The sequence below is a fragment of the Streptantibioticus parmotrematis genome (genome assembly GCF_019890615.1).
GTDB lineage: Bacteria > Actinomycetota > Actinomycetes > Streptomycetales > Streptomycetaceae > Streptantibioticus_D > Streptantibioticus_D parmotrematis.
This window is the reverse complement of sequence record NZ_JAINVZ010000002.1, coordinates 453,981-466,478: the sequence shown is the minus strand read 5'-3', so window position 1 is coordinate 466,478 and position 12,498 is coordinate 453,981. Positions and strand designations below refer to the sequence as shown.

At 74.5% G+C, this 12,498-nt stretch carries 14 protein-coding genes; 3 read left to right on the top strand and 11 right to left on the bottom strand.

What is annotated here, in order from left to right; genetic code table 11:
- Positions 1-13: 13 nt before the first annotated feature.
- From K7472_RS04890 to sigE, 5 genes are all read right to left on the bottom strand, one after another.
- A complete protein-coding gene (locus tag K7472_RS04890; protein ID WP_252395043.1) occupies positions 14-700 on the bottom strand; it encodes a hypothetical protein in 687 nt (228 codons plus the stop codon).
- A 136-nt stretch (positions 701-836) separates the two neighbouring features.
- On the bottom strand, positions 837-1,301 hold the full coding sequence (locus K7472_RS04885; protein ID WP_222974211.1) for a sec-independent translocase: 465 nt from the start codon (positions 1,299-1,301) through the stop codon (positions 837-839).
- A 197-nt stretch (positions 1,302-1,498) separates the two neighbouring features.
- Complete coding sequence (locus tag K7472_RS04880) at positions 1,499-2,908, bottom strand: S1C family serine protease (RefSeq protein WP_222974209.1); 1,410 nt, start codon at positions 2,906-2,908, stop codon at positions 1,499-1,501.
- 117 nt (positions 2,909-3,025) lie between these two features.
- On the bottom strand, positions 3,026-4,015 hold the full coding sequence (locus K7472_RS04875; protein ID WP_308013775.1) for a zf-HC2 domain-containing protein: 990 nt from the start codon (positions 4,013-4,015) through the stop codon (positions 3,026-3,028).
- On the bottom strand, positions 4,012-4,806 hold the full coding sequence (gene sigE / locus K7472_RS04870; RefSeq protein WP_222974207.1) for an RNA polymerase sigma factor SigE: 795 nt from the start codon (positions 4,804-4,806) through the stop codon (positions 4,012-4,014). The genes K7472_RS04875 and sigE overlap by 4 nt, the downstream gene beginning before the upstream one ends.
- A gap of 171 nt (positions 4,807-4,977) precedes the next feature.
- On the opposite strand from sigE, the gene K7472_RS04865 reads away from it, so the two are divergent.
- A complete protein-coding gene (locus K7472_RS04865) occupies positions 4,978-5,664 on the top strand; it encodes an O-methyltransferase (RefSeq protein WP_222974203.1) in 687 nt (228 codons plus the stop codon).
- Between the two features lie 135 nt (positions 5,665-5,799).
- On the opposite strand, the gene K7472_RS04860 is transcribed toward K7472_RS04865, so the two are convergent.
- The gene (locus K7472_RS04860) at positions 5,800-5,967 is read right to left on the bottom strand and encodes a DUF3117 domain-containing protein (protein ID WP_107101321.1); all 168 of its coding nucleotides are present in this window, start codon (positions 5,965-5,967) and stop codon (positions 5,800-5,802) included.
- A gap of 342 nt (positions 5,968-6,309) precedes the next feature.
- Here K7472_RS04860 and chcB point away from each other — a divergent pair, with 342 nt between their 5' ends.
- Positions 6,310-7,107, top strand: coding sequence for a 2-cyclohexenylcarbonyl CoA isomerase (gene chcB / locus K7472_RS04855; protein ID WP_222974201.1), 798 nt, complete (start codon positions 6,310-6,312; stop codon positions 7,105-7,107).
- Between the two features lie 24 nt (positions 7,108-7,131).
- Here the strand turns inward: chcB and K7472_RS04850 are convergent, their stop codons facing one another.
- On the bottom strand, positions 7,132-7,728 hold the full coding sequence (locus K7472_RS04850; protein WP_308013774.1) for a DNA-3-methyladenine glycosylase I: 597 nt from the start codon (positions 7,726-7,728) through the stop codon (positions 7,132-7,134).
- Positions 7,721-8,056 (bottom strand): DivIVA domain-containing protein, encoded by a 336-nt coding sequence (locus K7472_RS04845; RefSeq protein WP_222974199.1) that lies wholly within the window; start codon positions 8,054-8,056, stop codon positions 7,721-7,723. The genes K7472_RS04850 and K7472_RS04845 overlap by 8 nt, the downstream gene beginning before the upstream one ends.
- Before the next feature lie 136 nt (positions 8,057-8,192).
- Here K7472_RS04845 and folP point away from each other — a divergent pair, with 136 nt between their 5' ends.
- Entirely contained in the window at positions 8,193-9,053 is an 861-nt protein-coding gene (gene folP, locus K7472_RS04840; protein ID WP_222974196.1) for a dihydropteroate synthase, read from the top strand.
- A 40-nt stretch (positions 9,054-9,093) separates the two neighbouring features.
- Here folP and K7472_RS04835 read toward each other — a convergent pair whose 3' ends face one another.
- From K7472_RS04835 to K7472_RS04825, 3 genes are all read right to left on the bottom strand, one after another.
- Positions 9,094-9,963, bottom strand: a complete 870-nt coding sequence (locus K7472_RS04835; RefSeq protein WP_308013773.1) for an LOG family protein — start codon at positions 9,961-9,963, stop codon at positions 9,094-9,096.
- Between the two features lie 65 nt (positions 9,964-10,028).
- Positions 10,029-11,114, bottom strand: coding sequence for a succinyl-diaminopimelate desuccinylase (dapE, locus tag K7472_RS04830; protein ID WP_222974194.1), 1,086 nt, complete (start codon positions 11,112-11,114; stop codon positions 10,029-10,031).
- A gap of 131 nt (positions 11,115-11,245) precedes the next feature.
- Entirely contained in the window at positions 11,246-12,142 is an 897-nt protein-coding gene (locus K7472_RS04825) for a C1 family peptidase (protein ID WP_222974192.1), read from the bottom strand.
- Positions 12,143-12,498 lie beyond the last annotated feature (356 nt).

The window sequence follows — 12,498 nt, the reverse complement described above, 5'->3', positions numbered from 1 at the left end:
GCCGGGCGGGCCGTCAGACCTCGTAGTCGCGCACGTCCTCGACCACGCCCAGGCCCAGCCCGTACGCGCTCAGGCCGCGCCCGTACGCGCCCAGGTGGGCACCGTCCCCGGTGGTCCCGGCCAGCACCCACCCGTACTCCGACTCCCGGTAGCGGAACGGCGTCGGCTCGCCGTCCACCGGCAGCGTCAGGGTGGACCACGCCGAGCCGTCCAGGTCGTCGGCCAGCTCCCAGGCGATCGCGGTCTGCTGGTCCAGCCAGTCCTGGCGCAGCGAGCGCTCCATGCGGTTCGGCCAGGTGCTGGACAGCAGGCCCGCACCGGCCAGCCAGGCCGCCGCGGAGACCGAGGTGGCCTCCAGCATCCCGGTGCCGTCCGCGCTGCGCCGTACCGGCCGCTGGGCCAGCGTGACGACCACCGCGAACCGCTGGGCGTCCGGCGCCGGATCGGCCATCGGCAGCGACGCCTTCAGCGTGGGCTCGTCGCCGTGGCCGAGCGAGCCGTGCTCCACGGTGCCGTCGGCGCTCAGGCCCACCTGGGTGAGCCAGCGCGGCCCGGTCCAGGCCTCGTCCAGCCCGTACCACGGGAAGTCGGCCAGCAGATATCCCTCGATCGGCCGCTGCTCCCGCTGCGGTCCGCCCACTTCGCCGGGGGCGTGCTCACCGCTCGGTGCGGCCGCCCCGCCACGACTCTTGGTCCCCATACGCGCGGCGCCTCCTCGATGCCCTGACGTTCCGTCGGCCGCGCCCGTGCGCCGGCCTGCACGCCCCACCCCTTGGGCGGACCCGACCTGAAGGAGGATAGCCACCCCGGGGGCGCGGAACGGGCAGGTGGTCGGACTACGTGGCGTCCGCGTCGAACGGAGGGGTCTCGCCGGGCTCCACCGGCTCGGGGGCGGCGGGCCGCTTGCGCAGCCGGTCCGACGCGGCCGCGCCGCCGGCGGCAGCCTCGTGCCCGGTCGCGCCGCGCACCGTGCGGCCGCTCTCGGAGACGGCGTCGGTGACCGTGGACAGCTCGTCCTTGAGGTCGAAGCTGTTGCGGATGTCCTTCAGCCCCAGGCTGTCGTTGTCGAGGAGGTTCTTGCGCACGAAGGTCTTGGGGTTGAGGTCCTCGAACTCGAAGTCCTTGAACTCCGGGCCCAGCTCCTTGCGGATGTCCTCCTTGGCGCTGTCGGAGAACTCCCGGATCTTGCGGATCATCGCGGACAGGTCCTGGATGAGCTTGGGCAGCTTGTCGGGACCGAAGATGATCACGGCAAGGAGCACGATAGTGACCAGTTCGAGTGGCCCCATGTCCAAGAACACCGCTGCAGCTCCTTGTGGATATCCGAGGACACCACGGTACCCGGCCCCCTCGGCGGCGCGGGAGGGTGCCGGGCCAACGTTCGGTGGAGCCCGCCCGAGCGGCGGGGGAACGGCGGGCCACGGGAGCGGTACGGGAGCCGTCCGGTGTGTCAGCCGGTGCGTCAGCCGGTGCGTCAGCCGGTGCGTCAGCCGGTGCGTCAGCCGCCGGAGGCGCCGCCCAGCACCAGGTCCAGGGTGAGGCGGTGGCCGCCGCGCAGGACGGTCAGCGCGACGCGTTCGCCGGGCCGGTAGTCGCGGGTGCGCACGATCAGGTCCTCGCCGGTGTGCACCGGCTTGCCGTCGACCGCGGTGACCACGTCACCGGACTTCAGGCCGGCCGCGGCGCCCGGGCCGCCGGGGGTGACCGCGGGCGCGCCGGACGGGCCGGTGGCCGCGATCCGGGCGCCGTCGCCGGTGTAGCGCATGTCGACGGTGACGCCGATGACGGGGTGGACCGCGTGGCCGTGGTCGATCAGCTGCTGGGCGACCCGGCGGGCCTCGTCGGACGGGATGGCGAAGCCCAGGCCGATGCTGCCGCCCTGGCTGCCGTCCGCGCCGGAGCCGTCGTCGGCGGAGCGGATGGCGCTGTTGACGCCGATGACCTGGCCGCGGGCGTTCATCAGGGGGCCGCCGGAGTTGCCCGGGTTGATCGGCGCGTCGGTCTGGAGGGCGTCCATGTAACTGACGTCGGAGCCCGCGCCGCCCTCGCCGCCCGCCGTGATGGCGCGGTCCTTGGCGCTGATGATGCCGGAGGTGACGGTGCCCTCCAGGTCGTACGGGGCGCCGATCGCGACGACCGGGTCGCCGATGCGGACGGCGGAGGAGTCGCCGAGGGTCAGCGGGCGCAGGCCCGAGACGCCGTCGACCTTGACGACGGCCAGGTCGTAGCCGGTGTCGCGACCGGTGATCGCGGCCTTGCGGGTCACGCCTCCGTTGAACGTGACCGAGATGTCGCCGCTGGTCGCGGCCGGGGCGACGACGTGGTTGTTGGTCAGGATGTGGCCCGCGGTGTCCAGCACGATGCCGGTGCCGGTGCCCTCGACGCCGTCGCCCTTGACGTGGATGTAGACGACGCCGGGCAGCGCCGCCGCCGCGATGCGCGCGACGGCGCCCGGCGCGGTCTGCCCGGAGCCCCCGGTGGGGATCTGCGGCAGGCTGACGGTGCCCGAGTCGCCGCCGCCGTCGCCCCGCAGTGCGGCGCCGGTGAGGCCACCGGCGAGCCCGGCGGCCAGCGCGAGCAGCACCGCCCCGGTGAGCAGACGGCGGCGTCCGGGACCGCGGGCGGGCGCGGGCGGCGGGGGCAGGGCGGCCTGCCCGGGCGGCGCCCAGGGGTCGTAGCGGTGCCAGACGGTGCCCGTGCCGGGCTGGGGCGGCGGGTCGTGCGGCGGGGGCGGTACGGGGGCGTACGGCGGCGCGGGGACGTTGCTGCGTCCGGGGGATGCCGGGGTGGTCCCGGGCGCCCGTGACGGGCCGTGGGCGGGCGGTGCGGTGTGCGGCGCCGCCGGGGCGGGCCGGTCCTTGCGCGGGCGCGTCCACCAGCGCGGACGAGCGGGCTTGCCGTCGTTCATGCGCTCCCCTACGTCTGCGGGCCCCCAGGGCGGCGAGGGGCCGTCCACCTCGTAGCCCACACCGGCTCGGGGGAAGCCGCAACGCGACCGGGGGCGCCTGGGTGGGGAGCCCGCGCCTCAGTGGGCCGCGTGCCGCGGGGACCCGGCGAGCGGCGGGCGCTCGGGGGCGACGCCGGTCAGCGGCGTGGGCGACGGCGCGGTCGGCGCCTGCGAGGTGGCGGACGGCCAGGTGGCGGACGGCTCGGGCGCGGACGGCGGCACCACGGTCGGGGTGGACGCGGACAGCGCCGCGCCGGACAGGTCGGTCGCGTTCGGCGAGGAACCGCCGGCCGGGACCTGGCCGCCCTGCGGTGCGAACAGCTGACGGCTGTCGACGGAGACGGAGGTCACGCCGGGCCGGATCGTGCCGTGGTGGGCGATGCTCGTGGTGCTCAGCGGGGTGGTGGCCGTCCCGGCGGCCGGATCGGCGGGGCCGCCGCCCTCCACGACCGCGTCCAGCGGCAGCGCGCCGCCCAGCGCCAGCGCGGCCAGCGAGAACGCGCCCGCGGCGGCGAAGGCGAAGCGCCGTCCCCGGGACGCCGAGCCGCCGGGGCGGGCGAAGTCGTGGGCCGGGCGGCCGAAGTCCTGCCCGGAGCGGCCGAAGGCGGGGGACGGCCGGCCGAAGTCGTGGATCGGGAAGCCGCTGAGCCGCTCACCGGTGGGCGCGAGGCAGGAGTCCGCCTCGCCGCCGGGGCCGCCGCCCAGCACGCTGCCGCCGAAGACACCGCGCCCGCGGGCGCCGGGCGGCCCGCCGGGGCCGGACGGGCCCGCGCCGGGATCGCCGCCGGGCAGTCCCTGCAACCGGGCCAGCAGCCCCGCCGAGAGCGCCGGGGGGATGGCGTCGGCCACCGCGGACTTCAGCCGCCGCTGCTCGTCCGCCGCGCAACGGCAGCGGTCACAGGTGGCGAGGTGGGCCACCACGCGGTCGCGGGCGTCGCCGCCCAGCTCACCGTCGACGAAGGCGGCGAGACGGTCGCCGAGGTGCTCCTCGGGGATGCCGGACGGAGTGCCTGCCCGCCCTGGCTGCCGGGCGCCGCGCGCGTTCCTGAACTGGCCTGTGCCGCTCACGATCTCCCCCGCGTCACCGCTCCGCCGCTGCCGCCGGCTCCTACCGGCACCTGCGCCTCCGCGCGCCCGGGACGGGCGGCGGGGGCGCGGTGCTTCAGGGCGCTGCGCAGGTGGGACCGGCCGCGGTGGATGCGGCTGCGTACGGTGCCGAGCTTGACCCCGAGCGTCGCGGCGATCTCCTCGTACGACAGGCCCTCGATGTCGCACAGCACCACGGCGGCCCGGAACTCCGGCGCCAGGGTGTCCAGCGCCTGCTGGACGTCGGCGTCGAAGTGGGTGTCGCTGAAGTGCTGCGCGGGCGACGGCTCACGGCTGGGAAGCCGCTCCGCCGCGTCGTCGCCGAGGGCGTCGAAGCGGATGCGCTGACGGCGCCGCACCATGTCGAGGAACAGGTTGGTGGTGATGCGGTGCAGCCAGCCCTCGAAGGTGCCCGGGGTGTACGTGGACAGCGACCGGAAGACGCGGACGAAGACCTCCTGGGTGAGGTCCTCGGCGTCGTGCTGGTTTCCGGTGAGCCGGTAGGCGAGACGGTAGACCCGTGCGCTGTGCGTGCTGACGATCTCCTCCCACGAAGGAGGAGTCCACGTGTCACCGTCCGTGGCGAAGGATGCGGTCGCGGTGGTGGCCGCGGCCGGGGCCCCGGATGCGGCGGTGGAGCTGTCAGCGGTCTCGTTCACGGATTTCGGCTGGCCGACGTGTCCTCGAAGGCGCCTGAACAGCGCTTTCCGGTCACCGTCGACGGCCGCACCTCCCCTGGTGGCTCTGGTGGTGTCCAGTAGAGCCCCTACCATATCCACCTCGCCCGTTAGCTCCGGATAAGCAACTTTGCACCGGCTCCGGCCCGTTGGGCCCGGTCCCACCGGCGGCGACCGGCGGTCTCCCGTACCCGATCCCACCAGCGTCAACGCACGGTCCCCTCCACAGGTTCCCGGCCGCAGCGGATACAGTCGCCGGGCGGCCATGTGCCCGCCCGCCCGGCGGGCGGCAGGGCACCCGGGGAACAGGAGAGGGCCATTACCGGCAACCGGCAGGCGAGCTGGGCGTTCGCCGACGCGTTCGTCGCCGAGGACGAGGCGCTGCTGCGCGCCCGCGAGCGCGCGCGTCTCACCGGTGTGCGCGCGGTGTCCCCCGGCACCGGCGCCGCCCTGCGGATGCTGGCGGCGACCGCGGACGCCCGGGTGGTCTGCGAGATCGGCACCGGCGTCGGCGTCTCCGGCCTCCACCTGCTGCACGGGATGCGCTCCGACGGCGTGCTGACCACGGTGGACTGCGAGCCGGACCGCCAGCAGCTGGCCAAGGAGGCGTACCGGGAGGCGGGCTTCGCCGCGAACCGGGCGCGGTTCATCCCCGGCCGGGCGCTGGACGTGCTGCCGCGGCTCGCGGACGGCGGGTACGACCTGGTCTTCTGCGACGGGGACCGGCAGGAGTACACGCGCTACCTGGCCGAATCGTTGCGCCTGCTGCGGCCGGGCGGACTGGTCTGCTTCGAGGGGGCCTTCGCGCAGGGCCGGGCGATGGACGCCGCGTTCCAGGAGACCGAGGTGCAGGAGATACGCGAGGTGCTGCGGGCGGTGCGCGACAGCGACGTCCTGGTGCCGGTGCTGCTGCCCACCGACGACGGCCTGCTGTGCGCGGTGCGCAAGGGCTGAGCGGCGTGCGGGGCCGGGCGGAGACGCGGGAACGGCGACGGCCCCGGGCTTTGACGCACGCGCCGCTGCGCGTACGTGAAAGCCCGGGGCCGTGAAAATCCGAAACGAGGAGCCGAGCGGCTCACCGCGCCCGATTCAGCCGCATGCCTTCTTGAGGGCCTCGCCGAGGGCGTCGGCCTCATCGGGTGTCAGCTCGACGACGAGCCGCCCGCCGCCTTCGAGCGGAACGCGCATGACGATGCCCCGCCCCTCCTTTGTCACCTCGAGCGGGCCATCACCCGTCCGCGGCTTCATGGCCGCCATGCTCGTTCCCCTTCCTGAAACCAGCTCTTCGCAACCGGTGGCCCAGGCGCCACCGGACTCGAACACATTGGTTCCAAGCCATTATCCCGCATGCCGGTCCCCGATGACCAACATCGGGGACCGGCGGCCTCCCCTCCCGGCCCGCCGTCCGGCACCGCCGGGACCTGCGGACCCGGCGCGAATCCGTCCATTCCGGCAAGTCACCCGGGATCACCGGGCGGCTCCGGCACCGCGCGCCCGCCGCCCGGCACGTGACGGCTCTTTGACGCAGGTCACATCCCGCTCGCGATGATCTCCGGCATGCTGGGCGCACACCAACCGCGACGGAGGGGACCGACCGCCATGGCCGACACCGTGCTCTACGAGGTGACCGAGGGCCTCGCCACCATCACCCTGAACCGGCCCGAGGCGATGAACGCCCTCAGCACCGAGGCCAAGGACGCGCTGCGCGACACCCTGCGCGAGGCGGCGGGCGACCCGGCGGTGCGGGCGGTGCTGCTGACCGCGAACGGCCGGGCGTTCTGCGTGGGCCAGGACCTCAAGGAGCACGTGGCGACGCTGCGCGCCGGACGGCCCGAGGGCGGCCGGACGATGAACACCGTCCAGGAGCACTACAACCCGATCGTCACCGCGATCGCCACCATGGCCAAGCCGGTCGTGGCCGGGGTCAACGGCGTCGCGGCGGGCGCGGGCGCGGGCTTCGCGTTCGCCGCCGACTACCGGGTGGTCGCCGACACCGCCTCGTTCAACACCTCGTTCGCCGGGGTCGCGCTGAGCGCGGACTCCGGCGCCTCGTGGACGCTGCCGCGGCTGGTCGGCCCGGCCCGCGCCGCCGACCTGCTGATGTTCCCGCGGTCGGTCAGCGCGCAGCAGGCCCTGGAGTGGGGCATCGCCCAGCAGGTCGTCCCGGCCGACGAGTTGCCCGCCGCCGCGCTCGCGGTGGCCCGGCGGCTGGCCGAGGGCCCGACCGTGGCGTACGCGGCGATCAAGGAGTCGCTGGCGTACGGCACCGGGCACTCGCTGATCGAGACGCTGGTCAAGGAGGACGAGCTCCAGGAGCGGGCGGGCACCTCCGAGGACCACCGGATCGCGGTCGAGGCGTTCCTGAAGAAGGAGAAGCCCAAGTACGTGGGCCGCTGAGCGGTCCGGGGCCCGCGGGAGGCGTCAGGGCGTGCGGCGGGCGTGGCAGGCGGCCAGGTGGTCGTCCACCAGCCCGCACGCCTGCATCAGCGCGTACGCGGTCGTCGGCCCGACGAAGCGGAAGCCGCGTTTCTTGAGGTCCTTGGCGAGCGCGGCCGACTCCGGTGTGCTGGCGGGGACGTCGTCCAGCGTCGGCGGTGCCGGGCGGCCGGCCGGGTCGGGCGCGTAGGACCAGATCAGCTTGTCGAGGCCGCCGTCGACCTCCAGCGCGGCGCGGGCGTTGGCGATCGCGGCGTCGATCTTGGCCCGGTTGCGGATGATCGTGGCGTCGCCGAGCAGCCGTTCGCGGTCGGCGTCGGTGAAGGCGGCCACGCGCTGGATCCGGAAGCCCGCGAAGGCGGCGCGGAACGCCTCGCGGCGCCGCAGGATGGTCAGCCACGACAGGCCGGACTGGAACGCCTCCAGGCAGACCCGTTCGTAGAGCGCGTCGTCGCCGTGGAGCGGGCGGCCCCACTCGGTGTCGTGGTACGGCAGGTACTCCGGCGCGGACAGTGCCCACGGGCAGCGGGCCAGGCCGTCGTCGCCGGTGAGCGGGGAGCGCCCGGCGGCCGGTTCACTCACCGTCGGGGTCACCGCCGTGCGCGGCGTGCCGGCCGGAGCCCGGCGCCGAGGCCAGCGCGGTCTCCAACTGGGCGATGCGCGCGTCGCGTTCGGCCAGTTCGGCGCCGAGCCGGTCGAGGACGTCGTCCACGTCCGACATCCGGTAGCCGCGCGGGGAGACCGCGAGGCGCAGTTCGTCGAGGTCGGACGGGGTGAGCGGGCGGTCCGCGGGCAGCGGGTCCCGCAACCGGTCCGGCTCGGACTCGGGGAGCGTGCCGCCGTCGCCGACCACCGCGAGGGCGACCGCGGCGACCACCGCGACCAGCGCGATGAGCATGAACCAGAACAAGGGGGATCTCCCGGGTCCGAGCGACGCTGTCGAGGACGATCGTGCCACGACCGGTGCTGCGCGGTCCCCGCCCGGGGAGGGGTTAGGGTCGCCAGCGCACCGGAAAACGGGCCATATCAGGAGGGCGGACACCACAATGCTGCGGTTGGGGAAGCGCGAGTTCGGGGCGCACGAGCCGGTGATCATGGCGATCGTGAACCGGACGCCGGACTCCTTCTACGACCGGGGGGCGACCTTCGCGGACGGCGCCGCGCTGGAACGCGTGGAGCGCGCGGTGGCCGAGGGCGCCGCGATCGTGGACATCGGCGGCGTGAAGGCGGGGCCCGGCGAGGAGGTGAGCGCGAGCGAGGAGATCCGGCGCACGGTCGCGTTCGTCGCCGAGGTGCGCCACCGCTTCCCCGACGTGGTGATCAGCGTGGACACCTGGCGGCACGAGGTCGGCGAGGCGGTGTGCGAGGCGGGCGCGGACCTGCTCAACGACGCGTGGGGCGGGGTGGACCCGAAGCTCGCCGAGGTCGCCGCGCGGTACGGCGCGGGGCTGGTGTGCACGCACGCGGGCGGCGCCGAGCCGCGCACCCGCCCGCACCGGGTCGGCTACGAGGACGTGATGGCCGACATCCTGCGGGTGACGCTGGGCCTGGCCGACCGGGCGGTCGCGCTGGGCGTGCGCCGCGACGGCGTCCTGATCGACCCGGGCCACGACTTCGGCAAGAACACCCGGCACTCGCTGGAGGCCACCCGGCGGCTCGGCGAGATGGTGGGCACCGGGTGGCCGGTGCTGGTGTCCCTGTCCAACAAGGACTTCGTGGGCGAGACGCTGGACCGCCCGGTCAAGGAGCGGCTGCTGGGCACGCTGGCGACCACCGCGGTCTCGGCGTGGCTGGGCGCGCGGGTCTACCGGGTGCACGAGGTCGCCGAGACCCGTCAGGTGCTGGACATGGTGGCGTCCATCGCCGGCCACCGCCCGCCCGCGGTCGCCCGCCGCGGGCTGGCGTAGCGGCCTTCCGCGCGGCGCTCGCGGGAGGTCCGCGGACGCGTCAGTACGTGGTCTCCTTGGTGACCAGGGCGACCGCCTCGGACACGTCGTCGGTGACGTGGAACAGCTCCAGGTCGGCGCGGGACGCCTTGCCCTCGGCGACCAGCGTGCCGCGCACCCACTCCACCAGGCCGCCCCAGTACGACGTGCCGAACAGCACGATGGGGAAGCGGGTGACCTTCTTCGTCTGCACCAGCGTCAGCGCCTCGAACAGCTCGTCCAGGGTGCCGAATCCGCCCGGCAGGACGACGAAGCCCTGCGCGTACTTGACGAACATCGTCTTGCGGACGAAGAAGTAGCGGAAGTTGACGCCGATGTCGACGTACGGGTTGAGGCCCTGCTCGAAGGGCAGCTCGATACCGAGGCCGACCGAGACGCCGCCCGCCTCGCCCGCGCCGCGGTTGACCGCCTCCATCGCGCCAGGACCGCCGCCGGTGATGACCGCGAACCCGGCCTCCGCGAGCCCGCGCCCGATGCGCACCCCCGCCTCGTACTCGGCCGAGCCGGTCGCGGTGCGCGCGGAGCCGAACACGCTGACGGCGGGCCCGAGTTCGGCGAGCGCGCCGAAGCCCTCGACGAACTCGGACTGGATGCGCATCACCCGCCAGGGGTCCTCGTGCAGCCAGTCCGTCGATCCCTGGGTGTCCAGCAGGCGCTGGTCGGTGGTGCTGGCCTGCACCTGGCCGCGCCGCCTGACGACCGGGCCGGTCTGCCGCTCGGGCCAGCCCTGCCCGAGCGGAACCGACTCCGCCTCGGCGTTGGCCGCCGCGGCCTTGCGCGCGGCGCCCGCCCAGTCGCGGGCGGCGCCGTTGCGCCGTCCGGCCCCGGTCGTCCCGTCGTCCCGCGCGTCGGCGTCCCTGGGATCGGCCACGTCGCACTCCCTCCTGCCCCGGCCACCCGCCGGGCCCTGCATGCAGCCTACGTACACCTGCCGCGTTACGCGGACAGCCAGCGCCGCAGCCGCTCCTCGCACTCCAGGACGGCCGCCTCGGCCACGTACTCCTCGCGGGTGTGGGCGAGCGCCGGGTCGCCGGGGCCGTAGTTGACGGCCGGGATGCCGAGCGCGGAGAAGCGGGCCACGTCGGTCCACGCCTCCTTGGCCTTCGGCTCGGTCCCGACGACACCGACGAACGCGGCGGCGGCCGGGTGGGCGAGGCCGGGCAGCGCGCCGGGCGCGGAGTCGGTCAGCTCGACGTCGAAGCCGTCGAACACCTCGCGCACGTGGTCCAGCGCCTGCGCCTCGCTGCGGTCGGGGGCGAAGCGGTAGTTGACGGTGACCGCGCAGGAGTCGGGGATGACGTTGCCCGCGTGGCCGCCCTCGATGAGGACCGCGTTGAGGCCCTCGGGGTAGACCAGGCCGTCGATCTCGGCCCGGCGCGGCGCATAGGCGGCGAGGCGGGCGAGGATCGGGGCGGCCTTGTGGATGGCGTTGTCGCCGAGCCAGCTGCGGGCGGAGTGGGCGCGCTTGCCGGTGGTGGTGACCCGGACCCGCAGGGTGCCCTGGCAGCCGCCGTGCACCTCGGCGTTGGTGGGCTCCAGCAGGACGGCGAAGTCGCCCGCGAGCCAGTCGGGGTGCCGCTCGACCAGGCGCCCCAGCCCGTTGAACTCGGCCGCGATCTCCTCGGCGTCGTAGAAGACGAGGGTCAGGTCGCGGTTGGGCTCGGGCAGGGTGGCGGCGACGCGCAGCTGGACGGCGACGCCGGACTTCATGTCGGTGGTGCCGCAGCCGTGCAGCAGGCCGTCCGCCCGCCGGGACGGCACGTTGTCGGCGATCGGCACGGTGTCGAGGTGTCCGGCGAGCACGACGCGTTCGGCGCGGCCGAGGTCCGTGCGGGCCACGACCGCGTCGCCGTCGCGGTCGACGGTCAGGTGGGGCAGGGCGCGCAGCGCGTGTTCGACGGCGTCGGCGAGCGTCTTCTCCTCACGGCTGACCGAGGGGACGTCCACCAGCTGCGCGGTGACGGCGACCGCGTCCTGGCTCAGGTCGAGTACGGGCTGCTCGGGCCGGGCGGGAGTGCTCATGCCCGCGACCCTACCCGGGGGCCGTGCGGGCCGGGATCACGAGCGGGCCGCCGTGCCGGGGAGGAGCGGCCAAGGGGCTTCCCCGGCACGGCGGTTGACGCCGGTCGTGGGTCGGGCGGGTGCCCGACGGCTCAGTTCTGGACGAGCTTGCCGACCGCGTTGGCCTCCTTGACCTGGTCGCTCAGGTAGTCCCAGGAGAGGTTGATGAAGCCCTGGTCGCCCCAGGAGGTGCCCCAGGAGTTCTCGACCCGCACGCCCTGGTCGTTGTAGCCGATGATGGTGATCTCGTGGTCGCCCATGTACTGGTCGCCCGAGGTCGGGGCGTACGAGTAGTCGGTGGCCTGCTGCGCCGTGATGTCCTCGAAGCTCTTGTACACCGGGATGGTGATGACCACCGGCTCGCCGTTGGACAGGGCCTGCTCGACGTCCGACTGGATGCCGGAACCGGTGCTCAGCGAGGTGTGTCCGGACAGCTTCCAGTTCGCGGCGTTGTCGGTCTCGGCCTGCGTGGGCTGCGTGGTGTAGTCGTAGTCGCCCTGGCTGTAGTCGGAGTCGGCGTCGACGCCCTGCGACTCGGCGATCTGGAAGTTCTGTTCGGGCGTGCTGCCCTGGTCGTTGCCCTGCGCGATCTGCGCGTAGGTGTACATCGGGGCCTGCGGGCCGCCGGATATGCCCTGCTCGTTCTCCTCGACGCTGTAGGCCGAGTGGTCGATGGCCCAGGCGACGCACGAGCCGACCTGGCCCTGGTCGCCGGGGCTCGCGGCGTACTGGCTGAGGTCGACGCCGCCGTCGTCGTTCGCGCGCATCGAGGACCTGAGCGGGGAGAGCGCCTTGAGGCTGCGCTCGATCGCGGCGTGGGAGGGGGCGGTGTGGTGCGTGACGCGCACGGACAGCCGGGCGCCGAGGGCGTAGTGGTGGTGCGCGGTCGCGGCGGCCGGGCCCGCGGCGAAGCTCATCGGCGCCGCGGTCAGGGTGAGTCCGCCGCCGAGGGCGGCGGCGAGCAGGAGGGCGGTGGTCTTTCTGCGCATGACGACTCCGTCTGGTGTGGGGGGATCGTGGAGCATGCGCTCCCGCAGGCCGTTCCCGCACCGGTGGGGGTGGTGGGGGCGAGCGGCCTGCGGGGCACGGGGGGAATCCTGATGAACGGCCATGTGCATGGCAATGAGCCAGGGCGTGTCAAGTGTCATGGGAGTTGGCGTCGTCGGGCCCCGCGGGCTCCGACCTGGCCTGAAGTCCCGTGCGGCGAAGCAGGAGTGACGGATTCCGGGGTGGCCGGATACAGTGCGGCATCCTGTGGGCGGGCTGTGACGCCGCTCCGACCGGGAACCACGCGCCGTGCGGGCGCGGGCGGCCCGTTCGGCGCGCGCCGGTACGCGCTACGAGT